Annotated in this window: 23 protein-coding genes and 1 tRNA gene; 13 read left to right on the forward strand and 11 right to left on the reverse strand. The window is 66.8% G+C overall.

Annotation, left to right across the window (positions count from 1 at the left end; all coding sequences use genetic code 11):
- Window positions 1–22: 22 nt before the first annotated feature.
- From nagA to QFZ54_RS02250, 4 genes are all read right to left on the reverse strand, one after another.
- Entirely contained in the window at window positions 23–1,165 is a 1,143-nt protein-coding gene (nagA, locus tag QFZ54_RS02235; RefSeq protein WP_307084025.1) for an N-acetylglucosamine-6-phosphate deacetylase, read from the reverse strand.
- Window positions 1,162–2,238: an SIS domain-containing protein gene (locus QFZ54_RS02240; RefSeq protein ID WP_307084027.1), complete on the reverse strand. Its 1,077-nt coding sequence runs from the start codon at window positions 2,236–2,238 to the stop codon at window positions 1,162–1,164. The genes nagA and QFZ54_RS02240 overlap by 4 nt, the downstream gene beginning before the upstream one ends.
- Before the next feature lie 81 nt (window positions 2,239–2,319).
- Entirely contained in the window at window positions 2,320–3,120 is an 801-nt protein-coding gene (locus tag QFZ54_RS02245; protein WP_307084029.1) for a copper homeostasis protein CutC, read from the reverse strand.
- The gene (locus QFZ54_RS02250) at window positions 3,117–4,091 is read right to left on the reverse strand and encodes a N(4)-(beta-N-acetylglucosaminyl)-L-asparaginase (RefSeq protein ID WP_307084031.1); all 975 of its coding nucleotides are present in this window, start codon (window positions 4,089–4,091) and stop codon (window positions 3,117–3,119) included. Before QFZ54_RS02250 ends, QFZ54_RS02245 begins: the two co-directional genes overlap by 4 nt.
- A 246-nt stretch (window positions 4,092–4,337) precedes the next feature.
- Between QFZ54_RS02250 and QFZ54_RS02255 the strand changes: the two genes are divergently transcribed.
- Window positions 4,338–7,442: a TonB-dependent receptor domain-containing protein gene (locus QFZ54_RS02255; protein ID WP_307084034.1), complete on the forward strand. Its 3,105-nt coding sequence runs from the start codon at window positions 4,338–4,340 to the stop codon at window positions 7,440–7,442.
- Window positions 7,443–7,616: 174 nt separating this feature from the next.
- Here QFZ54_RS02255 and QFZ54_RS02260 read toward each other — a convergent pair.
- The 3 genes from QFZ54_RS02260 to QFZ54_RS02270 form a co-directional block, all read right to left on the reverse strand.
- A tRNA-Thr gene (locus tag QFZ54_RS02260) sits at window positions 7,617–7,692 on the reverse strand.
- Between the two features lie 41 nt (window positions 7,693–7,733).
- Complete coding sequence (locus tag QFZ54_RS02265; protein WP_307084036.1) at window positions 7,734–8,606, reverse strand: hypothetical protein; 873 nt, start codon at window positions 8,604–8,606, stop codon at window positions 7,734–7,736.
- Window positions 8,599–9,918 carry a replication-associated recombination protein A gene (locus QFZ54_RS02270; protein WP_307084037.1) on the reverse strand — a complete coding sequence of 440 codons (1,320 nt, stop codon included), beginning with the start codon at window positions 9,916–9,918 and terminating at the stop codon, window positions 8,599–8,601. The genes QFZ54_RS02265 and QFZ54_RS02270 overlap by 8 nt, the downstream gene beginning before the upstream one ends.
- A 299-nt stretch (window positions 9,919–10,217) precedes the next feature.
- On the opposite strand from QFZ54_RS02270, the gene QFZ54_RS02275 reads away from it, so the two are divergent.
- Window positions 10,218–10,802: a PadR family transcriptional regulator gene (locus QFZ54_RS02275; RefSeq protein WP_307084040.1), complete on the forward strand. Its 585-nt coding sequence runs from the start codon at window positions 10,218–10,220 to the stop codon at window positions 10,800–10,802.
- Entirely contained in the window at window positions 10,799–11,089 is a 291-nt protein-coding gene (locus QFZ54_RS02280; RefSeq protein ID WP_307084042.1) for a DUF2218 domain-containing protein, read from the forward strand. The genes QFZ54_RS02275 and QFZ54_RS02280 overlap by 4 nt, the downstream gene beginning before the upstream one ends.
- Before the next feature lie 129 nt (window positions 11,090–11,218).
- Here QFZ54_RS02280 and QFZ54_RS02285 read toward each other — a convergent pair whose 3' ends face one another.
- Window positions 11,219–12,370, reverse strand: a complete 1,152-nt coding sequence (locus QFZ54_RS02285) for a glycosyltransferase family 4 protein (RefSeq protein ID WP_307089221.1) — start codon at window positions 12,368–12,370, stop codon at window positions 11,219–11,221.
- A 103-nt stretch (window positions 12,371–12,473) separates the two neighbouring features.
- Here QFZ54_RS02285 and radA point away from each other — a divergent pair, with 103 nt between their 5' ends.
- The 7 genes from radA (at window position 12,474) to QFZ54_RS02320 (ending at window position 18,393) form a co-directional block, all read left to right on the forward strand.
- Window positions 12,474–13,844 carry a DNA repair protein RadA gene (radA, locus tag QFZ54_RS02290; RefSeq protein WP_307084044.1) on the forward strand — a complete coding sequence of 457 codons (1,371 nt, stop codon included), beginning with the start codon at window positions 12,474–12,476 and terminating at the stop codon, window positions 13,842–13,844.
- Between the two features lie 467 nt (window positions 13,845–14,311).
- Window positions 14,312–14,644, forward strand: coding sequence for a hypothetical protein (locus QFZ54_RS02295; protein WP_373458577.1), 333 nt, complete (start codon window positions 14,312–14,314; stop codon window positions 14,642–14,644).
- Between the two features lie 48 nt (window positions 14,645–14,692).
- A complete protein-coding gene (locus tag QFZ54_RS02300) occupies window positions 14,693–15,253 on the forward strand; it encodes a YkgJ family cysteine cluster protein (protein WP_307089223.1) in 561 nt (186 codons plus the stop codon).
- A gap of 56 nt (window positions 15,254–15,309) precedes the next feature.
- On the forward strand, window positions 15,310–15,876 hold the full coding sequence (locus tag QFZ54_RS02305) for a CvpA family protein (RefSeq protein ID WP_307084048.1): 567 nt from the start codon (window positions 15,310–15,312) through the stop codon (window positions 15,874–15,876).
- Complete coding sequence (locus QFZ54_RS02310) at window positions 15,873–16,304, forward strand: iron-sulfur cluster assembly scaffold protein (RefSeq protein WP_307084050.1); 432 nt, start codon at window positions 15,873–15,875, stop codon at window positions 16,302–16,304. The genes QFZ54_RS02305 and QFZ54_RS02310 overlap by 4 nt, the downstream gene beginning before the upstream one ends.
- Window positions 16,304–18,067 (forward strand): cation:proton antiporter domain-containing protein, encoded by a 1,764-nt coding sequence (locus tag QFZ54_RS02315; protein WP_307084052.1) that lies wholly within the window; start codon window positions 16,304–16,306, stop codon window positions 18,065–18,067. Before QFZ54_RS02310 ends, QFZ54_RS02315 begins: the two co-directional genes overlap by 1 nt.
- Window positions 18,064–18,393 carry a DUF423 domain-containing protein gene (locus QFZ54_RS02320; protein WP_307084055.1) on the forward strand — a complete coding sequence of 110 codons (330 nt, stop codon included), beginning with the start codon at window positions 18,064–18,066 and terminating at the stop codon, window positions 18,391–18,393. Before QFZ54_RS02315 ends, QFZ54_RS02320 begins: the two co-directional genes overlap by 4 nt.
- An 82-nt stretch (window positions 18,394–18,475) precedes the next feature.
- Here the strand turns inward: QFZ54_RS02320 and QFZ54_RS02325 are convergent, their stop codons facing one another.
- Genes QFZ54_RS02325 through QFZ54_RS02335 form a run of 3 tightly spaced genes read right to left on the reverse strand, consistent with a single transcriptional unit; the run spans window position 18,476 to window position 20,276 of the window.
- Window positions 18,476–18,616 carry a DUF2256 domain-containing protein gene (locus QFZ54_RS02325; RefSeq protein WP_082444318.1) on the reverse strand — a complete coding sequence of 47 codons (141 nt, stop codon included), beginning with the start codon at window positions 18,614–18,616 and terminating at the stop codon, window positions 18,476–18,478.
- A complete protein-coding gene (gene aroB / locus QFZ54_RS02330; RefSeq protein WP_307084060.1) occupies window positions 18,616–19,716 on the reverse strand; it encodes a 3-dehydroquinate synthase in 1,101 nt (366 codons plus the stop codon). The genes QFZ54_RS02325 and aroB overlap by 1 nt, the downstream gene beginning before the upstream one ends.
- Window positions 19,713–20,276, reverse strand: coding sequence for a shikimate kinase (locus QFZ54_RS02335; protein WP_307084062.1), 564 nt, complete (start codon window positions 20,274–20,276; stop codon window positions 19,713–19,715). The genes aroB and QFZ54_RS02335 overlap by 4 nt, the downstream gene beginning before the upstream one ends.
- A gap of 80 nt (window positions 20,277–20,356) precedes the next feature.
- Between QFZ54_RS02335 and QFZ54_RS02340 the strand changes: the two genes are divergently transcribed.
- From QFZ54_RS02340 to QFZ54_RS02350, 3 genes are read left to right on the forward strand one after another with little or no spacing between them, the layout of a single operon-like run.
- The gene (locus QFZ54_RS02340; protein ID WP_267904487.1) at window positions 20,357–20,491 is read left to right on the forward strand and encodes a hypothetical protein; all 135 of its coding nucleotides are present in this window, start codon (window positions 20,357–20,359) and stop codon (window positions 20,489–20,491) included.
- Window positions 20,475–22,310 carry a hypothetical protein gene (locus QFZ54_RS02345; RefSeq protein ID WP_307084066.1) on the forward strand — a complete coding sequence of 612 codons (1,836 nt, stop codon included), beginning with the start codon at window positions 20,475–20,477 and terminating at the stop codon, window positions 22,308–22,310. Before QFZ54_RS02340 ends, QFZ54_RS02345 begins: the two co-directional genes overlap by 17 nt.
- Window positions 22,307–23,227 carry a tyrosine-type recombinase/integrase gene (locus QFZ54_RS02350; RefSeq protein WP_307084068.1) on the forward strand — a complete coding sequence of 307 codons (921 nt, stop codon included), beginning with the start codon at window positions 22,307–22,309 and terminating at the stop codon, window positions 23,225–23,227. Before QFZ54_RS02345 ends, QFZ54_RS02350 begins: the two co-directional genes overlap by 4 nt.
- Window positions 23,228–23,230 lie beyond the last annotated feature (3 nt).

Consider the following 23,230-nt stretch of genomic DNA (forward strand, 5'->3'; position numbering starts at 1 on the left):
GGAATGGGTTGGGCGCGACCGGTCAGGCCGCGCTCGTCCCGCCGATCCACGTGCCGACCGGATGCAGGTCGCGCGTGAGCACGACCCAATCGGCGGCGCGGCCGACCTGCAACGTGCCGCGCTCTTGCGACAGCCGCAGGAACGCCGCGGGATAGGTCGCTGCCATCGCCGCGGCGATCTCGGGGGCTACGCCGAGGCGGTCGACGGTGTTGCGCACCGCCGCTGCCATGTCGAGATCGGAGCCCGCCAGCGTGCCGTCGGCGCCGACGCAGCGGCCACCCTCGACGTAAATCTCGCGACCCTGCAGCACGAACGACTTCTCGGCCGCACCGACGCAGGGCATCGCGTCGGATACCAGCATGAACCGGTCATGCGGCCGTGCGCGCAACGCGATCCGCAGAACCGCGTCATCGACATGGAAGCCGTCGACGATGATTCCGCAATACACCGCCTGATCGTCGAGCACCGCGCCGACCACGCCGGGGGCACGGTGGACGAGCGGTGACATGGCGTTGAACAGATGCGTCACGCCGGTGATGCCAGCGGCCATGCCGGCGCTCGCGGTGGCGTGATCGGCGTCGCTATGGCCGATGCTGATGAGCACGCCCGCCGCGGTCAGCGTCGCGATCTGCGCCGCAGTCACGCGCTCGGGCGCGAGCGTCACCATGACCCGGCCGAGGCGGGGACGAGTCAGCAGCGCGAGCAGCTCGTCGTCGAGATCCTGGAAGCGCGTGGGGTCGTGGATGCCCTTGCGCGCGGGGCTGATCACCGGCCCCTCGATATGGATGCCGAGCACGCCGGGGACGCCCGCGAGGATCGCCGCGTCGACCGCGTCGAGCGCGAGCGCGATCACGTCGGGCGTGTCGCTGATCAGTGTCGGCAGGAACGCGGTGGTGCCGAACGGACGATGCGCCGCGCCGATCGCGGCGATGCCCTCGACCGTGGGCGTATCGTTGAACAGCACGCCGCCGCCGCCGTTGACCTGCGTATCGACGAACCCCGGCATCAGCCAGCCGCCGTCGAGATCGATCGCCGTGGCGGACGAATCCTGGCTGTCGGACGCACCGATCCGCGCGATCCGCCCGTCCTCGACGACGATCGTCGCGTCGTTCAGCACGCCTGTGGGAGTGACCACATGGCCATTCGAAAACCGGAAGATCGTCATAGCGTGCGCGTCACCTTGCTGAGATGCGACGGTGCGTCGGGGTTGAACCCGCGCGCGAGGGAGAGGGCGTTGACCATGCGATAGAAGCTTTGGATCATCAGGATCGGCTCGATCGCCGGATGGGCCTTCAGCGCAGGCAGGACGCCGTCGTCGCTGCTGCCGTCGAGCCCGGCATCGGCGAGCAAAACCGCCGCGCCACGCTCGGCGAACTCGCGGGCCGCCTCGCGCACGCCGTTGCCGGCCGCGTCGGAGGTCGCGAGCGCCAGTAGCGGGAAGCCGTCCTCGACCAACTGCATCGGGCCGTGGCGGACTTCGGCCGAACTGAACGATTCGGCGTGCAGCGCGCAGGTTTCCTTCATCTTCAGCGCTGCCTCGTTGGCGATGCCGAAGCCCACGCCGCGCGCGATCACGAACAGATTGGTCGCGGTCCGCAGCGGCGCGACGGCGTCCGACCAGTCGAGTGCCCAGGCGCGGCCGAGATCGGCGGGGAGCGCTGCGACCGCACTACGCAGCACGTCGTCGTCGGCCCATTCGGCGGTCAATGCGGCGAAGGCGGCGAGCGAGCAGATATAGGATTTGGTCGCCGCGACCGACTTTTCCGGTCCGGCGCACAGCGGGATGAGCGTATCGGCGGTTTCGGCGAGCGGCGAAGTCTCGTCGTTCACGAACGCGACGACATGCGCGCCGGCGGCCTTCTGCGCGGCGACCGCGGCGAGCAGGTCGGGGCTGCGACCGCTCTGCGATACCGCGATGCACAGCGTGTTCCGCGCGCCGAGCGGTGCGTCATAGATCGACACGACCGAGGGCGCGGCGGCGGCGACCGGGATGCCGGTCTTCGTCCAGATCAGGTATTTGCCGTAGACCGCCGAGTGATCCGACGAGCCGCGCGCGCAGGTCACGACGACCGCGGGCGGTGCGGCGCGAAGGCGTGCACCGAGCGCCGCGAACGCCGCCGCGTTGGTAGCGAGCATACGCGCGACCGCTTCGGACGATTCCGCAGCCTCACGGAACATCAGCGTTGCCGCTTCCGCAATCGGCGGGGGTGTGATCGGAGGCGGGGAGGCTTCGTGCATAGCGGCTCGCTTCGATTGGCGTTCGGCGAGGAGCGAGAGGCCCCCCGACCCAGACCGGTTTGAGTAAGTTATGGATTGGTATTATTCAAGCGCTGGATGTCCGGCTACCATGTTCGCCAGTCGCTCTACCGCGTCGCGATCTGTCGCTGACCGTCCAGCCGATGTGAAACCGAAGCGTAGTTCGGCCGGATCGGCGGGGGTCGTTATGGGCGCGCGACAGGAGGCGTGGACTTCGCGGACACCGGTGACGAGTATCGCGGGCAGCGTTTCCGGGGAGACGCCGCTGCCTGCGAGCACGATGATCCGACCGGCGGCTTGTCGGTGCAGTGCCGCCAGCATCTTCACTCCGTCGATCGCCTTGGGTGTGCCGCCCGAGGTCAAAATTCGGTCGAAGCCGAGCGTGACGGCGGACTCGAGCGCGTCGGGCATGTCGCGGCACAGGTCGAAGACGCGGTGTAGCGTCAGCGATAGCGGACGTCCGCGAGCATCGCCCAGCGACTTGGCGTGCGCGGCCCAGCCGGCGAGGGCGGGCAGGTCGAGACGGTGGTCGGCATCGAGCGCACCGATGACGATTCCCGCCAATCCGGCGTCGGCCGCGGTGCGGATGTCGTCGGCGATCAGCGCTTGCTCACGCGTCGTATAGACGAAGCCGCCTTCGCGTGGCCGCGCCAGGAGGTGGACGGGCACGCCCGAAGCGTCCGACGCCGACGCCGCGACCCGGATCAGGGACGCGGGCGGCGTGAGTCCGCCGACCGCCAGCGCCGCGCACAGTTCGATGCGATCCGCACCGCCGGCGATCGCCGCGTCGACACCTTGGAGGTCCTCGACGCAGACTTCGAGGATCGGTCGTGCGCCGCGCGCCATGTCTTCCGGACCGCTCACGCCTGGAACAGCGACCGCGCCTTCAGCACCGTCGTCTTGCCGCGCGCGTCGGTGACCGCATAGGTGAAGCCGGGCAACAGGCAGAACGCGCCGACATTCCCCTTGGTATCCAGCGCGAGGAAGCCAACCTGCACGCCGCGGATCGCATCGCCGCGCAACTTGGCGATGTGGCGAACGACTTCCTCACAGGCCTGTTGCGGCGTCGATCCGCCGCGCATCGACGCTACGACGCGCGCCGAGCCTGCGACGCGGGTCACTTCTTCGCCGAGCCCGGTCGAGGTGGCACCGCCGACACCCGCCTCGACGTACAGCCCCGATCCGACCTGGGGCGAATCGCCGACGCGGCCGCGCATCTTGAACGCCATGCCCGACGTCGTGCAGGCGCCGGCCATCCGCCCGTCGGCGGTGCGTGCGAGCAGACCGATGGTATCGTGGTCGAGCGCACCGCCCGGCGTGCGGGTGATGCGGTTTTCGCTATTGGCTTCGGGTTGGTATTTCGCGGTCTTGAGCCAGTCGCGCCATGCCTTTTCCGATTCCGGGGTCAGCAGCGATTGTTGCGGGAAGCCCTGGTCGCGCGCGAACCGTGTCGCGCCTTCGCCGACGAGGAAGGTGTGCGGCGTCCGCTCCATCACGCGGCGCGCGACGGAAATCGCATGCATCGTGTTCTCCAGCGCGGCAACGGCGCCGACTCCGCCGACATCGTCCATGATGACCGCGTCGAGCGTGACGTGGCCGTCGCGGTCGGGATAGCCGGAATAGCCGACGCTATGATTGGTAGGGTCGGCTTCGGGTACCATCGCGCCGGCCTCGACCGCGTCGATCAAGGATCCGCCCTTGGCGAGTTGCGCGAAGGCCACCGCGTTGGCGGCGGCGCCGAAGTCCCATGTCGACAGGACCATCGCACCGGTCGCCGAAGCGTCCGTGGCTGCGCCCGATCGGGCATGCGCTCGATTCGTTACGAATGGTATCATGCCCAGGCCGCCCAAGCCGGCGAGCAACGACCGTCGCGTGTTCTCCATCAGATCCCCCTTGCGTTCTTGTACGCACGCTATCGCAAGGAGATGGCGACCGCCAGTAGTGACGCCGATTTGCAACATTCCGACGCAAATGTTCTAGACCGGTATTGCTTCGGCATTGACTGACGGCGCGTTTTGACCAAACCAGTACGGGCAACCGGTATAGCGCTATCACGCAACCGAGCTTTTTTAGGGGTAGGTATGAACTTCGGCCATTCTGTTTCGCGGATCGCGCTCGTCGGATCTCTCGTGTTTTCCGCTACCACGGCGTTCGCACAGGATGTGCCCGCGCAGGCCGTGACGCCCGCCCAGGCTGCCGCGAGCACGCCCGCGGAAGCCAAGGTCGAGGCGGATGCGACCACCGCAACCACCGCTGTCGATCGCAACACGCCGACGGACGACACGATCGTCGTCACCGGATCGCGCATCCAGCGTCCGAACATGACGTCGGCCGCGCCGATCACCTCGGTCACCGCGCAGGACATTCGCGCGCAGGCTGCGGTCAATGTCGAGGACGTGCTGAACCGCCTTCCGCAGATCGCGCCGGACAGCCAGCAGACCTATAACGACTCCGACGGCCGCCAGCGCATCAAGCTGCGCAGCCTCGGGTTCGAGCGCACGCTGGTCCTGATCGACGGCAAGCGCCTCGGCACGCAGAACGGCCAGGACGTCGGCATCATCCCGCCGTCGCTGCTCGAGCGGGTCGACGTGCTGACCGGCGGCGCATCGTCGGTCTACGGCTCGGACGCAGTCGCGGGCGTCGTCAACTTCGTCCTGAAGAAGGATTTCGAAGGCGTTCAGATCGACGGCAACTACAATTTCTACAACCATAACAACAAGGACACGGTGGTGTCCTCGCTGGCACGCGCGTCGGGCTTCAACAGCCCGCGCGGCCTGACCAACGACGGCGGTCGTGCCGACGTGACGGTGACCGCGGGCAAGAAGCTGTTCGACGGCGCGCTGCGGATCAACGGCTTCGTCAACTACAAGCACACCGATCCGGTGCTGTTGTCGGAGCGCTCGAACTCGGGCTGCTACCTGACGCAAACGACGCTGAACGCGCCGCTGTCGTGCGGGCTCACCCCGAACAGCTCGACGAGCGGCCTCATTTCGCCTCTGGACGCGAAGGGCAATCAGCTGGGGCCGCAGTACGTCAATAATCCGAATGGGACGCGGGATTTCGTGCCCTTCGGTCCGGGCGCCGGCAACGCCTCAAACTACTTCAGCAATTATGCCTATCAGCGTCCGTCCGAACGCATAAATGCGGGTGGCTTTGTGAGCTTGGACATCGCGCCAGACGCCGAAGTCTATGCATCAGGTATCTGGTTCCGTGACAAATCGTACAACAATTACCCGGCGATCGCGGGCGGGAAGGTTCAGGTAAACTGCAGCAACCCATTCCTGTCGGGTTCTCAGGCTACCGCGCTTTGCGGCGCCAATGCGGGCACGGGGACGTCCGTTCCGATCGACCTGCGCTATCGTCTCGGCGAGGGCAACGATCAGCCCGATTCTTATTTGAACACCGGTGTTCGCCTGACAGGCGGCGTTCGCGGTAAGGTCGGCAGCGCGTGGACGTACGACGTGGGCGGCGTCTACGCTCGCAATCATCAGGACTACACGCCCAGCTTCGTCAATGCGGCCAACCTGCAGAACTCGATCAACGTCGGTGGCACGCGTGCAGCACCGACCTGCGCCACTACCACGGATGCCGCCTGCGTTCCCTTCGACATTTTCAGCGCAGGCAACACCAATCCTGCTCTGATCGACTATCTGTATGACCAGGGCACGTCGGCGACCACCGGCACGCTGTACGACGTGCAGGCCAACCTCACCGGCGACCTCGGCAAATACGGCATCACGTCGCCGTTCGCTGAGCAGGGCGTCGCGATCGCGCTGGGTACGGAATATCGCAAGGACACACTCAAATCGACGGCCGACAGCGTGTATCGCGCAGGACTTGGCGGCACCGACAGCTATCTGAAGCAGGACGTCTGGGAGGCCAACATCGAGGTTCAGGCGCCGCTGGTCGAGCATAAGCGCTTTGCCGACCTGTTGCAGGTGAACGGCGGCTACCGCGTGTCGAAGTACAACAGCAATTCGAGCACGTTCAACACGTGGAAGGTCGAGGGCATCTACGCGCCCATCAGCGACCTGACGTTCCGCGCGTCGTTCAACAAGGCGCAGCGCGCACCGACGGTGACCGAAATCCGGCAGGCGACCAACGTCGACTTCGCGTCCGGCGGTGCAGGCACGTTCAACGATTTCTGCGCACCCACCGCCATCCGGAACACCGATGGTACTGTCGTCAACAACCCGGATGGTACGATCCGATACGGCGCGCCGATCGCGTCGCGTGAAGTGTGTCGTGCAACCGGCCTGTCCGATGCGCTCTACGGCAGCCAGACTTTGCTGTGCAGCAACGGCACGACCCCGAACGGCTCGGCGGCGTGCACGGTACGCTCGGGTGGCTTCACCGCCGATCCGGAGACTGCCTACACGCAGACTTACGGCCTGATCGTGAAGCCGCGGTTCGTGCGGGGGCTGGTGTTCTCGGTCGATCGCTACCAGATCAAGATCAACGACTCGCTCGGCTATAACGACTTCAGCTATTACACCGATGGCTGCCAGCGTTCGAACGGCGATGCGTTCTTCTGCCAGGGCATCGTCCGAAATCCCGGCACCGGTACGCTGTATTCGACCGCCGGAAGCAACCCGACCACCGGTTTCATCCGCCAGGGCACGACGAACTACTACACGTCGATCGCGCGGGGCTATGATTTCCAGGCGCAGTACACGCTCGACCTTGCCGGCGCCGGCAAGATCGACTGGAACTTCAACGGGTCGCTGGCGACCTTCGCCGGTGGCCAGGACTCGCCGGTCCAGCCGGAGCGCAACTGCGCGGGCTACTACGGCAACGGTTGCGGTCAGCTGCTCCCGAAATGGTCGCACGGCCTGCGCGCGACCTACACGACGGTCGACCGCGGCTTCAGCGCTTCGTTCAACTGGCGTTACGTCGGTTCGCTGACCAACGCGGACAATTCGGGTGATCCGGCGATCGGTGGCACGCCGGAGCGGGAGCGGACCAGCTACTACCGGGTTTCGCCGAAGAGCTACTTCGACCTCGCGCTCAACTTCGCGATCGACAAGCAGTTCTCGTTGCGCCTGATCGCCAACAACCTGCTCGACAAGAGCGCGCCGATCGTTCCGGACTCGTACAACGTCGCCCTCGCGCGCACGAACACGATCCCGCAGCGCTACGACTCGCTGGGCCGCAACCTCGCGGTCGGTGCGACCGTTCGGTTCTGATGCTTGCGTGACACGGCGCGTGTCGATCGACACGCGCCATGGGCGTCGAATGAAGATCCCCCGTGCCTCCGGGCGCGGGGGATTTTTCGTGCCTGTCGATATTGGCGTTACGGCATGGACACCGAGGCGCTCGGCTACGCGCGGTAGCGGTCGTGCTGCGTCATGTATCGGAAATGGTGCCGGTTGCAGGAATCGAACCCGCGACATCCAGTTTACAAAACTGGCGCTCTACCAACTGAGCTAAACCGGCCCTTGCGTCGGGCGCTGCCCGGTGCGTCGCGCCCCAATGCTTCAAGAAACGCCGAAGGTCCAGCCCTCGGTTCGGGCAATATGCGGTGTCATTGCCTGCGGGCGCCAGAGTTCGGCGCGATCGGCGTTTGCACGCAGCCAGGCGGCGGTGAGTATCGCGTCGGTGGCATGATCGTCGTAGCGGGCGAGCGGCCGGTGCGGTTGGCTGCCGAGGTTCGCGAGCGCCGTATCAAGCGAGACCGCGTCGCGCATCTTGCTGAGGCCCTTGCGGATGCCGGCGGCGCGGGCGGCGATCGTGGTGTAGATTTCGACGATTGCTGGACCATGCGGTGGCAGCGGATCGAATGGCCAGACGGGCAAGCGGCCGGCGAGGCGGTGCAGTACGCGCATGCCGGTGAGGCTCGACTTGCCGACCTGCGCCGCACCGACGAGGTTGAAGCAGCTCGTCGGCGACAGGCCCATTGTGCGCTGGCCGTGTTCGCAGACGCGCATGCGGCCTGCGCCGCCGGGGAACAGGTCGCCGCAATCGCGATGCTGGCGGAAATGACGACGGATTTCCGGGTCGGTCAGCAGGCTGGAGACGGCGAGATGCGGATCGGCGGCTGAGGCATCGTCGACCATCTTCCATAGCGCACGGGCGTCGAGCGGACTGTCGGGCGCGCCGGGGAAGTACCCGTCCTGGTCTACGAACGGGAAGGCGGGGGAGAGGTCGAGCCCGATCAGCGTCGACGTATCCTGACAGAGCAACCAGTCCAGGACGTCGTCGCGCGACCATGCGCTGGCGCCTGGCGGGGCGACCAAAGTCGGCGCGGCGTCGCCCGTCGCACAAACCGCGACCGCTATGCCCTTGTGACGATGCCCCTGCGCGCCGGACCAATCGATCGCCGCAAACCGCGAAAACCGTGGTTCAGCCATTCTTCTCGGCGCGCAGGCCGTCCCAATAGGCGAGCCGCTCGGACAGCCGCTTTTCGAAGCCGCGTTCGGTCGGTGTGTAGAATGTCTGCGGGGTCATCTCTTCTGGCCAATAGTCCGAGCCGGAGAACGCATCCTCCGCATCGTGATCGTACGCGTAACCCTTGCCGTAGCCGATATCGCGCATGAGCTTGGTCGGCGCGTTGCGGATCGATGCGGGTGGCATCAGCGACCCCGTCTCGCGCGCCGATTTCCACGCCGCCTTCTGCGCCTGATAGACCGCGTTCGATTTGGGCGCCGTGGCGAGATACAGGCAGGCCTGCGCGATCGCGAGTTCACCTTCGGGGCTGCCGAGAAAGTCGTAGGTGTCCTTGGCGGCGATGCACTGGACCAGCGCCTGCGGGTCGGCGAGGCCGATATCCTCGACCGCCGCCCGCGTCAGGCGACGAAGCAGGAACAGCGGTTCCTCGCCCGCCGTCAGCATCCGCGCGAGATAATAGAGCGCAGCCTGTGGATCGCTCCCGCGGATCGATTTGTGGAGCGCGGAGATGAGGTTGTAATGCCCCTCGCGATCCTTGTCGTACACCGCGACGCGGCGTTGCAGGAAGTTCGAGAGACCTGCGGGATCGAGTGGTTCGGGCATGTTCACCGAGAACAGCGTCTCAGCCTGGTTAAGCAGGAAGCGGCCGTCGCCATTGGCGCTGGCGATCAGCGCGTCCTTGGCAGGCGGGGTGAGGGGCAGGGGGCGCTCCATCTCCGTCTCGGCCCGGTCGAGCAGCAGTTCGAGCGCACCGCGGCCGAGGCGTTCGAGGATCAAAACCTGCGCGCGGCTGAGCAGTGCGGCGTTGAGTTCGAACGACGGGTTCTCGGTGGTCGCGCCAACGAGCGTGACGGTACCGTCCTCGACATAGGGCAGGAAACCGTCCTGCTGCGCGCGGTTGAAGCGGTGGATCTCGTCCACGAACAATAAGGTGCGCTTGCCGATCTTGGCGTGCTCGCGCGCTTCGGCGAACGATTTCTTGAGGTCCGCGACGCCGGAGAACACCGCCGAGATCGCGACGAACCGCAGGTCGACCGCGTCGGCGAGCAACCGCGCGATCGTGGTCTTGCCGGTGCCGGGCGGGCCCCAGAGGATGATCGAGGACAAACGTCCCGCGGACACCATCCTGCCGATCGCGCCTTCGGGGCCGGTGATGTGATCCTGCCCGACCACCTCGTCCAGCGTGCGCGGGCGCAGGCGGTCGGCGAGCGGCGCGTTTTCGGGGTGCGTTTCGGTGGGGGCGGCGGGTTCGAAGCCCGCGAAGAGGTCGGCCATGCTTGGAAGATAGGGGCGGGGGGCCGGTTTGCCCATCCATCCGCACTCCACGCGCGCTCGTCATTCTCCCACGCCTCATAATCGTGTCGTCACCCTGAACCAGCCGTCATCCCCGCCCAGGCGGGGATCCATACTGGCTGACGGCAATGCCAGTTTGCTCGGTCCGAGGGTCTGGGTTCCCGCCTCCGCGGGGATGACGGACTCAAGCAGGCGGATGTTTTCGCGCCCGCCCCCTTGACCCCGAAACAGTCTGCGATATATCGGCACCTACGAACGAAGATATATCGGAGAACACTCAAATGCGTTTTGGTATGGGATATGGAGCCTGGACCGGCGGCCCGCGCGCCGACGGTGAAGGCCGCGGCCGGGGAAGCCACGAAGGTCATGGTCGCCACGGCCATCGCGGCGGCCCCGGTGGTCGGCGGCGGCTGTTCGACGGCGGCGAATTGAAGCTCGTCATGCTGAAGCTGATCGCGGATGCGCCGCGCCACGGCTACGACTTGATCCGCGAGATCGAGGGGCTCACGGGCGGTGGCTATGCGCCGAGCCCGGGCGTCGTCTACCCGACGCTCAGCATGCTCGACGAAATGGGGATGATCGAGGAGCAGCAGTCGGAAGGCGCGAAGAAGCGCTTTGCGGCGAGCGACGAGGGGCGAGCGCACCTGGCCGAGAACGCGGCCGTGGTGGACGGTTTGTTTGCGCGGTTGGCCGCAGTCGGGGCGGAGTCCGAGCGGACCGATGGTGCGCCGATTCGGCGGGCGATGGGCAATCTTCGGCAGGTGCTCCAGCACCGGCTGATGAGCGAAGACGTCAACGAGGACACGCTGCACGACGTCGCAGCGCTGCTCGACGAGGCCGCGCAGAAGATCGAGCGCCTCAAATGAGCGTCTCGGTCGCACGCGTGCCGACGCATTCGGCCAGCAAGTATCTCCAGCAACTGGCGAAGCACTGGAGCCACAAGATGGAGGTCACCTCCTCGGAGGAAGAGGGCCGCATCGCCTTCCCGAACGGCGCGGTGCTGGAGATGCGTGCCGACAGCGAAACGCTCGACGTCGCGCTGACGGTGCCGGAGGGCGAGGACGTCGACCGGATGCGCGGGGTGGTATCGAGCCACCTCGACCGGTTTGCGTTTCGCGAGGCGCCGCTGACGTTCGATTGGGCGACCGTCTGAGGCACAACCTGCTCCCCTCCCTGAAAGGGAGGGGCTGGGGGTGGGTAGGCCGGTCTGAGCCACCAAGCCTCGAATTCGCGGAACCCGACCCACCCCCAACCCCTCCCTTCCAGGGGGGAGCAACGTGAGCTACGCTCCCCGCCGCGTCATCACCTCTAGATACGTGTCCAGCACGGTCTGGTTGATCGTATCCCACAGATACCCGGCCGCCTTGTCGTGCCCGGCCCAGCCCATCGTCTCGCGCAGCCCCGGCTCAAAAACGATCCGCCCGATCGCGTCAGCATATCCGGAGATGTCGGTCGGCGGTACCAGAAACCCGGTCACCCCGTCGTCGACTAGCCCGACCGCGCCAGACGCGCGCGCCGCGACGACAGGAACGCCTGCCGCCATCGCCTCCAGTGTCACGTTGCCGAACGTCTCGGTAACGCTCGGGTTGAAGAACACATCCATCGACGCGACGGCGCGACCGAGATCGTCACCCGACTGGAACCCGGCGAACACCGCGCCGGGCACGCGGGCGGCGAACCAGTCGCGCGCGGGGCCTTCGCCGATCACCAGCACCTTGTGCGGCACGCCACGCTGCTCCAACTCCCGGATCACGTCGGCGAAGACGTCGAGACCCTTCTCCTTCACCAGCCGCCCTAGAAACCCGACCGCGACTTCGCCATCGGCAATCCCGCGCGCGCGTCGCCACGCCAGGTCGCGACGCGTCGGCGTGAAGCGATCGTGGTTCACACCGCGTGACCAGATCGCGGTCGGCGTCGTCACGCCCCAGTCGCGGACGATCTCCGCCATGCCGCGCCCCGGCACCAGCACTTCGTCGACGCGGTTGTAGAAGCGCGTCAGGATCTTCACCATGATCGGTTCGAAGAACGCCATCTTGTAATAGCGGAAATACGTCTCGAAGCGCGTGTGCAACGACGCGACCGTGGCGATGCCGTTGCGCCGGCCATAACTGATCGCGCGATGGCCGAGGAAATCGGGCGCCGACACATGGACGATGTTCGGTGCGAACGCATCAAGATCGCGCCGGATCGCCGCAGGAAGCCCACGCGCCATCTTGTATTCACCTCGCCCCGCCGGCAGCGGCAGCGACGGCACCGCGACCAGATCGCCGGTCGGCGGGAAGGCCGGCTTGGCGTTGGTCGGCGAATAGACACGCACCGTCACGCCCTTCGACAGCAGATGACCGACGAGCAGATTCAACGCCTGGTTTGCGCCATCGCGAACGTAATTATAGTTGCCGCTGAACAGGGCGATGCGCAGGTCGGTGGCGTGCATCGTCGCGCGGATAACGCGGTGTGCCGTCAAGCGCCACTGAATCTGTAACATAGCCCGGCGGGCTGCCATTGATGTTCCCGTATCGTTCTCGTACATCGGGCGCATGGCGAAACCCCAGAAACGTTACGTGTGTCAGTCCTGCGGATCGGTTTCGCACCGCTGGGCGGGGCAGTGCGCCGATTGCAACGAGTGGAACACGATGGTCGAGGAGGCGAACACCGCCGCTACGCCGTTCCATTCGAAGCATAATCTCCAGACAGGGGGGCGTGCGATCCAGCTCGTCGGGCTCGATGCGGAGATCAAGCTGCCCGACCGGATGGCCACCGGCATCGCCGAACTCGATCGGGCGCTGGGCGGCGGTTTCGTCGAGGGTTCGGCGACGCTGATCGGCGGCGATCCCGGGATCGGCAAGTCGACCTTGTTGTTGCAGGCGGCGGCGAAGATGGCACTGGCGGGGCAGTCGGTCGCGTACGTCTCCGGGGAGGAAGCAGCGGACCAAGTTCGTTTGCGTGCGCGAAGGCTTGGCCTCGGCAACGCGCCGGTCCAGTTGGCGGCGGCGACCTCGACGCGAGACATCCTGACGACGTTGCAGACGAAGCCGCCGGCAATGCTGGTGATCGATTCGATCCAGACGATGCACTCCGACCTGATCGAGGGTGCGCCGGGGACGGTCAGCCAGGTGCGGGCGTCGGCGCAGGAGCTGATCCGTTTCGCCAAGGAGCGCGGCACGGCGGTAGTGCTGGTCGGGCACGTGACGAAGGACGGCTCGATCGCCGGACCGCGCGTGCTGGAGCACATGGTCGACACGGTGCTGTCGTTCGAAGGCGAGCGCAGTCACCAGTACCGAATCCTTCGCGCGATCAAGAACCGCTTCGGCGGGACGGACGAGATCGGCGTGTTCTCGATGCAAACCGAAGGACTGGCGGAGGTCGGCAACCCCTCCTCGCTGTTCCTGACGCACCGCGACGATGCGATGACCGGGGCGACGGTGTTTCCGGCGCTGGAGGGGACGCGGCCGGTGCTGGTCGAGATCCAGGCGTTGACCGTGCGATTGGCGTCGGGCGCGACGCCACGGCGCGCAGTGGTCGGCTGGGATTCGGGAAGGCTCGCGATGATCCTCGCGGTGCTGGAAGCGCGGTGCGGGCTGAGCTTTTCCAACGCCGAAGTGTATCTCAACATCGCGGGCGGCTACCGCGTCCAGGACCCCGCGGCGGACCTCGCGGTGGCGGCGGCGTTGATCTCGGCGATGTCGGAGCGGCCGGTACCGGTCGACGCGGTCGCGTTCGGCGAGGTTGCGCTGTCGGGCGAGATTCGTCCGGTAGCGCATGGCCCGCTGCGGTTGAAGGAGGCGAGCAAGCTCGGCTTCGAACGTGCTTTGGTGCCGGCGTCTATGACCGGGGAGAAGAGCGGGATGAAACTCTCGGGGTTCAAGACGCTGGCGTCGTTCGTCGATCACATGATGGGGCGTGGGTAGGCGGGGGCGTCGGCGGCGGCGGCGCGGGATTGGTATTCTTGGAGCGGGTACCCTCTCCTATGGGCAAAGCGTGTTTCCCCGCGAAGGCGGGGATCCAGACTGGGCTCCCGCCTTCGCGGGAGAACAGGGGGGCGGTCGTGACTGTGTTGAGCTTCGGGCACATTTCCGATCCGAATAGATGCGTTCCAAACCAGCGTACCGCATCATCGCGGACGTGATTGGCAAGGATACGAAAAGAAAAGCACTTCCCCGGCGGAGGCCGGGGCCCAATTGGGGGACGTTGCTGGCGACCGCTGCGCTTAATTACCACGACCTTTCCAACTGGGCCCCGGCCTCCGCCGGGGTGGAGCATTAGGGGTGGTGCACTGACTGCGTTCGTCAGGCACCGGTCGATCATGCACACAACGGCATCCCAGTCGGCAAATCCGCGAGAACCCGAACGCATGGCCTCTCGCGACAGCTATGCTATGGCCACCCGCATGGCGAACACGCGAAGCAATACCGGTACCGTCGAGGTCGACGGCACCCGATACGACTGGCACCTCCAGCGCGAGCCGCAGCACACGGATGCCGATGGCTGGAAGGGCATGACGATCTCGCTGTTGCAGGACGATGCCAAACGCGAAGCCCTGCTCGAGTTCCCCGCGCCGAAACGCCTGTTGAAGGGCTTGCCGCGCGGACGGCTCCAGATCGACGACGCGACGATTTCCCGCGGGGTGCGGGCAGCGTTGGCCGCGGGTTGGGAGCCGATGTCGCGGGGCAAGCCGATGGTCTTCACGGTGGATTCCGAAGGGAATTGAACCGTGGATCGGCGTGAAACCCCGACCCCGACGGACGCGCGCACGCGGATGCAGCCCCACACCGATCTGGAAACCACGCTGCTGGGGCCGATCCTGCCAGATCGGGAGTGCGGGGATTGCACCGCGTGCTGCACCGAACTGACGGTAGATACGCCCGAGTTCGCCAAACCCGCGGGAACGCCGTGCGTCCATCTGTCCGGCCAGGGGTGCGGAATCCACGCAATCCGGCCGCGCATCTGCCGAACTTGGTTCTGTGCCTGGCGACGGGTAGCGAGCCTGCCTGACGAAGCACGGCCCGATCGGTCCGGGCTGCTCGTCTCGCTCAATTTCGTCAGCCAACCGCAGAATTGCCTGGAAGGCGTCTCGATCAACGTCCGCGTGCTCGCTGGCAGCGACGCGATCGCGAACGGCATGGCGGCGACCGTATTGGACAGCGTGTGCGACCAGTTGGTCCCGGTCTGGTTCAGCGACGGGTCGAAGAAAATGCTGATGCATCCCGATAGCGACGTCGCTCGCTTCGTTCTCTCGGGCGACCCCGCCCCCGCGCATCTGCAGGACGAAGTCGCCGCATGGCGCGAACGCTACGGTGTTTTCGGGGCGAACGGCTAAGCCCTGGTTTCGGCATGCACTAGCGGTTCGCCGCCCGCGTCCCTATTCCAGAGCGCATGAACCTCACTGCCCTAGACATCGTCGTCCTGATCGCCGTCGCCGGCTCCGCGGTGCTGGGGCTCGTGCGCGGGTTCGTGACCGAGGTGCTGTCGATGTTCGCCTGGGTGGCGATGGTCGCTATGTTGAAGCTGTTCCACATCCCGCTCGCCGCCGCGCTGTCGTCGGTGGTCGGCACCGTCGGCGGCGCCGCGGTGCTCGCCTTCGCGATCATCACCGGCGTCACCTATATCGGCGGGCGGCTGGTCGCCAACGCGATCGGCGCGCGGACGCGGACCTCGATCCTGGGCCCGGTCGATCGTGCGCTCGGGTTCGGGTTCGGCGCGCTGAAGGGGCTGATCCTCGCCAGTCTCGTCTTCCTGCTCGCGACGCTCGTCATCGACACGATGGGCGGCGGAGCCTCGCGCCGGCCCGGCTGGATGACGACATCGCGCACCTACCCGCTGCTCAACGCGACCAGCGCGAGCATCGCCGATTTCGTCGACCGCCGCCGTCGCGGCAAACCCGTCTTCGGCGCCAATACACCGCCTTCCTCTTCCGATAATGCAAGCGAGCCGAAGCCATGAGCGCGCCCCTCTACAATGCCGATATCCTGCGCCTTGCCGCGACGATCCCGCACCACGAACGCCTGCCCGAGCCGATGGCGACCGCGGAGAAACGCTCGCCGATTTGCGGCAGTCGCGTCACAATCGACGTCGCGGTCGATGATGAGGGGCGCGTCAGCGAGGTTGGCTTGCTGGTCCGCGCGTGTGCGCTCGGGCAGGCGTCGTCGTCGTTGTTGGCGTCCAACATCCTAGGCCGCACGCCCGCCGAACTCGCCGCCACCCGCGATGCGTTGACCGCGTGGCTTGCGCGCGAGGGCGATGCGCCCGATTGGCCGGGAATGGACATCTTCACCCCCGCGCTCGACTACACCGCGCGCCACCCCTCGATCCGGCTCGCGTTCGAAGCCGCGGCCGAGGCTGCCGACACCGCTGCAAAGGCGAAAGTCTGATGGCTGAGGGCACGGCACCGTCGCTGCTTCGCGACGGCGTCGTACTGCTCGGTTTCGGACTGATGTTCGTGCTGTTGTTCCGGCGGCTCGGGCTCGGCGCAACACTCGGGTATCTGGTCGCAGGCGCGGTCGTTGGGCCGCATGTGCTCGGGCTGGTTGGCGATGCCGAGTCCAAACTCGGGTTCGCCGAACTCGGTATTACGCTCCTGCTGTTCATCGTCGGGCTCGAACTCAATCCGTCACGCCTGTGGAAGATGAAGGAGGAGATCTTCGGTCTCGGCCTGCTCCAGGTCGTGATCTGCGGGCTGGCGATCACTGCGATCGTCTGGGTCGGCGCGAAGTTTTCGCTTCCCGCAGCGCTCGCGCTCGGACTCCCGCTCGCGCTGTCGTCGACCGCGCAGGTTCTGCCGATGCTGCGGTCTTCGGGCCGGATGCGGACGCCGTTCGGCGAGCGCGCCTTCTCGATCCTGTTGTTCCAGGACCTGTCGATCGTGCCGTTGATCACGATCGTCGCGGCGATGAGCCGCAACCCCGCCGATGCCAACGCGCCTCCCGGCTGGTTGCTGGCGATCTACACCGTGCTCGCAGTTGTCGGGCTGGTCGTCGCGGGGCGCTTCCTGTTGCGTCCGTTCTTCCGGCTGATCGGCAATCTTGGCGAGCGCGAGATGTTCGTGTTCGCCGGCCTCTTCACGGTGATCGCCAGCGCCGCGATCATGGAATGGCTCGGGCTGTCGACCGCGCTCGGTGCGTTCATCGCCGGCGTGATGCTCGCGGACAGTCCGTATCGTCATGAACTGGAGGCCGATGTCGAGCCGTTCCGCTCGATTCTGCTGGGCCTGTTCTTCCTGGCGGTCGGCATGGTGCTCGATCTGAACGCGATCGCCGAGCGGCCAATTTTCGTGATGGCGATGGCGGCGGCGCTGATCGCGACCAAGACTAGCGTGATCACGCTGATCGGCATGGCGTTCAAGATGACGTGGCGGCAGGCGTTCGCGCTTGGCCTGTTACTGAGCCAGGGCGGCGAGTTCGGCTTCGTCCTGTTCGCGCAGGCGCAGGCCGGGCTGCTGATCGAACCGCAGGCGGCGAGCCTGTTCGGCGCGATCATCACGCTGTCGATGGCGACGACGCCGTTCCTGATGGGGATCACGAAGCGCTTCCGCACCGAGCCGATCGCCGAGGGGCAGGAGCGCGACGGCCCCAAGGTGGACGGCGCGAATGCGATCATCGTCGGCTATGGGCGGTTCGGCCAGACGGTCGGCCAGATGCTGCTCGCGCAAGATATCCCGGTGACGCTGATCGACACCGATATCGAGATGATCGACATCGCCGGCGAGTTCGGCGCAAAGGTCTACTACGGCGACGGCACGCGGCTGGACCTGTTGCGGCAGGCGGGTGCGGCCGAGGCCGAGATCATCTGCTTCTGCATGGACGGCGACCAGCTCGATCCAGACACGATCGAGGGTGTGCACGAGGCATTTCCGAACGCCGCGATATATGTCCGTGCGTTCGATCGCCGCGCGCTGGTGAAGCTGAAGAACACGTCCGCGACCGCGGTTGTGCGCGAGGTGCTCGAATCGGCGGTGAAAATGGCGCGCCTGATCATGCGCGGGCTCGAGATCGCGCCTGCCGATATCGATCGTGCGGAGGAAACGTACCGCGCGCGCGACAAGGAGCGGTTGCAGCTCCAGATCGATTCGGGCGACATGCGGGCGGCACGTGCCGAGACCGCCAAGCGCTTTCCCTGGGGAAATGATTCGCAATGATCATCGTTGTTCTTGCAGCCTTGTCGGGCGCGGTCGCGGTCGCGGCGGGAGCGTTCGGAGCGCACGGTGCCAGCGGATCGGCGGCGGAGTGGCTGAAGACCGGTGCGCAGTATCAGCTTGTGCACGTGGTTGCGGCGCTGGTGGCGGTCCGGATGGACGCGCGGGGGCCGGCGTGGCTGTTCGTGGTTGGGGCGGCGATCTTTGCGCTGACGCTCTACGCGATGGCGCTGGGGGCACCACGCTGGTTCGGGGCGATCACGCCGATTGGCGGGGCGCTGCTGATCGGCGGCTGGCTTTGGCTGGCTTGGAGTGCGGCGCGACCCTGACCTTCTTGTTCACCGGCGAAGGCGGGTGCCCAGACTGGGCACCCGCCTTCGCCGGTGAACAATATACTTTACTAGTTCAACGTCAGCGCTTCTTCCGACAAGCGTCGGAGCAGTAGATCACGCTGTCCCAATCCCGGGCCCATTTCTTCCGCCACGTGAACGGCCGCTCGCACGCCGGGCACACCTTGGTCGGCAGGTTCTGCTTGGCGACCCCGTTCGGCATCAGCGGGGCTGCGCGTCGAGGAACGCTTCGACATCGGCGAGGTCGACGGTCTTGTCGAGATAGGTCTGGCCGATCCCGCGCGCTAGCAGGAAGGGCAGCGTCCCCGCCGCCATCTTCTTGTCGTGCCGCATGTGATCGACGAGCCGCGCACCGCTCGCGCTGATACCCGCCGCCGCGAGACCGTCCGGCAGACCCGCGTCACGCCAATGCGCCGCGACACGCTGTGCATCCTGGCCCGAACAAATCCCCTGCGATGCGGAAAACGCGAACGCCAGCGAACAGCCTGCCGCGACACCTTCGCCGTGGATCAGCGCCTGCGAGAACCCGGTCTCCGCCTCCAGCGCATGTCCGAACGTATGCCCCAGATTGAGCAATGCGCGCGTCCCATTCGTCTCATGCTCGTCCGCCGCGACGATCCGTGCCTTCGCCAAAACGCTATGCGCGATCGCGTATTCGCGCAGCGCCAGGTCGCCCGCCAGCAACGCGGCCCCGTTCGCCTCACACCATTCGAAGAACGCGAAGTCGTCGATCAGTCCGTATTTCACGACCTCTGCATACCCCGCACGCAACTCGCGGATCGGCAGCGTGTCGAGCACCTCCGGGTCGATCAGCACCATCACCGGCTGGTGGAACGCGCCGATCAGGTTCTTGCCGGCCTTCGTGTTGATCGCGGTCTTGCCGCCGACCGAGCTGTCGACCTGTGCCAGCAGGCTCGTCGGGATCTGCACGAAGTTGCAGCCGCGCTTCAGGACCGAACACGCGAACCCGACGAGGTCCCCCATCACGCCGCCGCCCAGCGCCACGACATGATCGCCGCGCTCGACACCCAGTTCGAGCAGCCGGTCGCACAGCATCTCCAGCGTCGCCCAGCTCTTGCTGCCTTCGCCCGGCGCCAGGACGATCGCCTCGGACGCAATTCCGGCCTCCGTCAGCGACGTCTGCAACGTCACCAGGTGGATCGCCAGATTCTTGTCGGTAACGATCGCTACGCGGCGACTCTTCGCAAGCGGCGCAAGGAACTCGCCGGCCCGCGCGAGCAAGCCGGCCTCGATATGGATCGGATAGGTCCGCGCACCCAGTTCGACGGTAACGGTCTTCATCGGCCTAGCGCCTTCAGGATAGCGGCGACGGTCGCTTCGTGCGGCGTCTTGTTGCTGACAATATGGATGTGCGCCTGCGCGTAGATCGGGTTGCGGACGCGCGCCAGTTCGGCGAGCACCTTGCCCGGATCGCGGTTGCGGAGCAGCGGCCGCGTGTCGCGCCGCCCGACGCGCTCGACCAGGATGTCGGGATGCGCACTGAGCCACACCGACACCGCGTCGCGCAGGATCAGCTCGCGCGTGTCGTCGTTGATGAACGCGCCGCCGCCGGTTGCGATGACCTTCGGCGTGCCGTCGATCAGCCGTGCGATCACGCGGCGCTCGCCGTCGCGGAAATATTCCTCGCCGTATTTGGCAAAGATTTCGGCGACGGTCATGCCCGACGCTGCCTCGATCTCATGGTCGGCATCGACGAACGGCAGGTTCATGCGCAGCGCGAGGCGCCGGCCGACGGTGGTCTTGCCGACGCCCATCAACCCGACGAGCACGATCGGGCGATCGATCGGGGCAGGGCGGCGACCGCCTGAAGGCCCGCCGGAAGGGTTGTGGCTTTGCAACATCGTAGCCCGCGCTATACAGCGGCTCCGCGCGAGGGCAAAAGCTCTTGGCGCCTGTTTTGTCCACTACAAGGTTACGTCGTATGTCCCGTTTCATCGTCTCGGTCGTCGTCGTTCTTGTCGTGGTGGTCGGCGGCCTGTTCCTGCTAGCCGGGCGCGCGACCGAGCGTCCGCAGAGCCGCGTCGAGAAGGCCGTGACGCTTGCGAACCTCTCTTAAGGCATCCCTCGCGGCGGCGGTTGCCGTCGGAGCCTTAGTCGCGCTGGCACCCGCGATCGGGCAGGATCGCCCCGAATCGATCCTGCCACCGGGGTTCGGCGAGCCGACCCCTGCGCCTGCACCACGACCCACGCCTCCGACGGGTACGCAGCCGGCGCGTCCGACTGGTCCGACCCAGCCGAATGCCCCATCGCCGGCACCCGCACAGCCGGGTGCGATGATCCAGCCGTTGCCGCCGACGACACCGACAGACGCGCCGTTGGCGCCACCCGTCGCGGCGCCCGCGCCGATCGATCCAGCCGTGCTGGCACGGTACGAGATGCCGGAGTTCGCGCGTCGCTCGCTTGCGACGGTGGGGCCGGTCACGGCCAGCCAGGGCGGGCTCGATATCGATGCGTTCGGTGAGGCGGACGGCCAATATGTCGAGACGCTGATGCGCCGCCTCAGTGCGCCGCTGCCGTCGCGCTGGATGTCGATCCTGTTGCGCCGCGCGCTGGCGTCGCATGTCGATACGCCCAGTCGCACCAACGGCGCCGACTTCGCCGCCGAGCGCGCGTGGCTGTTGCTAAGGATGGGCGAATCAGTCGCCGCGCGGGCTGTCGCGCAGAGCGTCGACACCGATAATTATACGCCCAAACTCTATCAGGTCGCGATGAACACCGCGCTGGCGACCGGCGATCCGGCTGGCCTGTGCCCGCTGGTGACCGGCGCGATGCGGTACGCTCCGGCACGCGGCTGGACGATGGCACAGGCGATGTGCGCCGGGCTGTCGGGCAATCCCGCACAGGCGAGCCCGCTGGTCGCGACCGCAAAGCGCCGCAACGTCGCCAGCGGCGTCGACCTGCTGCTCGCGCAGAAGGTCGTCGGCGCCGGCGCGCAGGGGCGTCAGGCCGTGACGATCGAATGGGACGGCGTCGACCGGCTGACCGCATGGCGGTTCGGGCTCGCGATGGCGACCGGAGTCACGGTGCCCGACGAGCTGTACGGCACAGCGGGGCCGCAGGTGAAATACTGGCAGGCGCTGTCGCCGTCGGTCGCGCTCGGCGACCGACTGGCCCCAGCAGAAGCTGCGGCGGGGCAGGGGGTGCTATCCAGCGCCGCGCTCGTCGATCTCTACGCTGCCGCTGCGGCCGACGACGATGCGCAGAGCAATGCGACCGCGACCGCCAACGATCTCCAGACCGCCTACGCCGATCGCAATCCGGACTCCCGACTGAATGCCCTGCGTCAATTGTGGGGCGGCGCGAATGCCCGGCCGAGCTATGCGCGGCTCGTCCTGACGGCACGCGCAGCCTCCCGGTTGAATCCAAATCTTGCGAAAGCCGAAGCCGATCGTCTGGTGGCATCGATGCTGTCCGCCGGGCTCGACCGCACCGCGGCTCGCTGGCTGGGCTCGGTACCCGTCGGCAGCGACGCCTGGGCGATGATCGCGCTCAGCGACCCCGACGCCTATCGCCGCCTCAGCTATTCCGACCTTGCCTCCTACACTGGCGGCGCAGGTGATTCGGCCTTGAAACAGCGCATGTTGTTCGCGGGCCTCGCAGGCCTCGGCCGTCTCAGCCAAGGCGATATCGAACGCGCGGCGCAGTCGCTCGGCGTCCGTATCAGCGCGGACAATGCATGGACCCGCGCGCTCGATCGTGCTGCACGCGACGGCCAAGCCGGGACGGTCGTCCTGCTCGCGGCGGTCGGCATGCAGGCGGCGAGCTGGAAGGACATCCCCCCGGAAGCCTTGTACCGGATCGTCGGCGCACTCCGCGGCGTCGGTCTCGACGGCGAGGCGCGTATGATCGCGGCCGAGGCGATCGCGCGGGCGTGACGCACGCGGCCGACCGTGCGCTGATCGACCGGTTCCTGGAGATGATGGCGGCGGAGGCTGGGGCGGCGCCCAACACCGTCGCCGCTTATCGCAGCGACCTGACGCTTGCCTCGCAGGCGCTCGACGGCGGCCTGGTCGATGCGGATGCGGATGCGCTGGCCAAGCTGGCGAGCGGATGGTCGGCGTTGTCCCGGTCGACCGTGGGTAGAAAGTCCGCTTCGCTCCGCCGTTTCTTCGCGTTCCTGGTGGAAGAAGGCCACCGCGTCGACGATCCCGGCAAGGCGCTGCCCCGGCCCGGCACCGCGCGCACCTTGCCGAAGATTCTTAGCCACGCGGATGTGGATCGCCTGTTCGCTGCGATCGCCGAACGCGCCGCGCGCGATCCGCTGGATCCCAACGACCTCCGCCTCTCCGCATTGTTCGAACTTCTCTACGGCTCCGGCCTGCGCGCGACCGAACTCGTCAGCCTGCCGCGCAACGCGGTCCACCCCGATCGCCCGTTCCTGATCCTGCGCGGCAAGGGCGGACGCGAGCGCCTCGTCCCCATCTCCGACCGCGCGCGCGCTGCCGTCGCGGTGTGGCGCACCTATGTCGCGGCCGACCGGCTCTGGCTGTTCCCCTCGGGCAAGGGCCATTTGTCCCGCATCCGCCTGTACCAGCTCGTCAAGGCAATCGCCGCCGAAGCCGGCATTCCCCCCGATCGCGTCAGCCCGCACGTCCTGCGCCACGCCTTCGCAACGCATCTGCTGGCAGGCGGCGCCGACCTGCGCGCGCTGCAATCGATGCTCGGCCACGCCGATATCGCCACAACCGAGATCTACACGCACGTCGATTCAAGCCGTCTCGTCGAACTCGTCAACACGCGTCACCCGCTGGCAGCCTGCCACCTCGTTGACGCGGACGCGCCCGCGCCGTAACCG

Origin of the sequence: Sphingomonas faeni, assembly GCF_030817315.1 — a bacterium.
GTDB lineage: Bacteria > Pseudomonadota > Alphaproteobacteria > Sphingomonadales > Sphingomonadaceae > Sphingomonas > Sphingomonas faeni_C.

Coding starts and splice junctions, on each gene's coding strand:
- QFZ54_RS02275 (WP_307084040.1), top strand. CDS start 10,218: ATGCGTTTTGGTATGGGATATGGAGCCTGGACCGGCGGCCCGCGCGCC.
- QFZ54_RS02250 (WP_307084031.1), bottom strand. CDS start 4,091: ATGATACCATTCGTAACGAATCGAGCGCATGCCCGATCGGGCGCAGCC.
- QFZ54_RS02255 (WP_307084034.1), top strand. CDS start 4,338: ATGAACTTCGGCCATTCTGTTTCGCGGATCGCGCTCGTCGGATCTCTC.
- QFZ54_RS02265 (WP_307084036.1), bottom strand. CDS start 8,606: ATGGCTGAACCACGGTTTTCGCGGTTTGCGGCGATCGATTGGTCCGGC.
- QFZ54_RS02285 (WP_307089221.1), bottom strand. CDS start 12,370: ATGCACGCCACCGACCTGCGCATCGCCCTGTTCAGCGGCAACTATAAT.
- QFZ54_RS02280 (WP_307084042.1), top strand. CDS start 10,799: ATGAGCGTCTCGGTCGCACGCGTGCCGACGCATTCGGCCAGCAAGTAT.
- radA (WP_307084044.1), top strand. CDS start 12,474: ATGGCGAAACCCCAGAAACGTTACGTGTGTCAGTCCTGCGGATCGGTT.
- QFZ54_RS02320 (WP_307084055.1), top strand. CDS start 18,064: ATGATCATCGTTGTTCTTGCAGCCTTGTCGGGCGCGGTCGCGGTCGCG.
- QFZ54_RS02305 (WP_307084048.1), top strand. CDS start 15,310: ATGAACCTCACTGCCCTAGACATCGTCGTCCTGATCGCCGTCGCCGGC.
- QFZ54_RS02340 (WP_267904487.1), top strand. CDS start 20,357: ATGTCCCGTTTCATCGTCTCGGTCGTCGTCGTTCTTGTCGTGGTGGTC.
- QFZ54_RS02240 (WP_307084027.1), bottom strand. CDS start 2,238: ATGCACGAAGCCTCCCCGCCTCCGATCACACCCCCGCCGATTGCGGAA.
- QFZ54_RS02270 (WP_307084037.1), bottom strand. CDS start 9,918: ATGGCCGACCTCTTCGCGGGCTTCGAACCCGCCGCCCCCACCGAAACG.
- QFZ54_RS02300 (WP_307089223.1), top strand. CDS start 14,693: ATGCAGCCCCACACCGATCTGGAAACCACGCTGCTGGGGCCGATCCTG.
- QFZ54_RS02310 (WP_307084050.1), top strand. CDS start 15,873: ATGAGCGCGCCCCTCTACAATGCCGATATCCTGCGCCTTGCCGCGACG.
- aroB (WP_307084060.1), bottom strand. CDS start 19,716: ATGAAGACCGTTACCGTCGAACTGGGTGCGCGGACCTATCCGATCCAT.
- QFZ54_RS02335 (WP_307084062.1), bottom strand. CDS start 20,276: ATGTTGCAAAGCCACAACCCTTCCGGCGGGCCTTCAGGCGGTCGCCGC.
- QFZ54_RS02295 (WP_373458577.1), top strand. CDS start 14,312: ATGGCCACCCGCATGGCGAACACGCGAAGCAATACCGGTACCGTCGAG.
- nagA (WP_307084025.1), bottom strand. CDS start 1,165: ATGACGATCTTCCGGTTTTCGAATGGCCATGTGGTCACTCCCACAGGC.
- QFZ54_RS02325 (WP_082444318.1), bottom strand. CDS start 18,616: ATGCCGAACGGGGTCGCCAAGCAGAACCTGCCGACCAAGGTGTGCCCG.
- QFZ54_RS02315 (WP_307084052.1), top strand. CDS start 16,304: ATGGCTGAGGGCACGGCACCGTCGCTGCTTCGCGACGGCGTCGTACTG.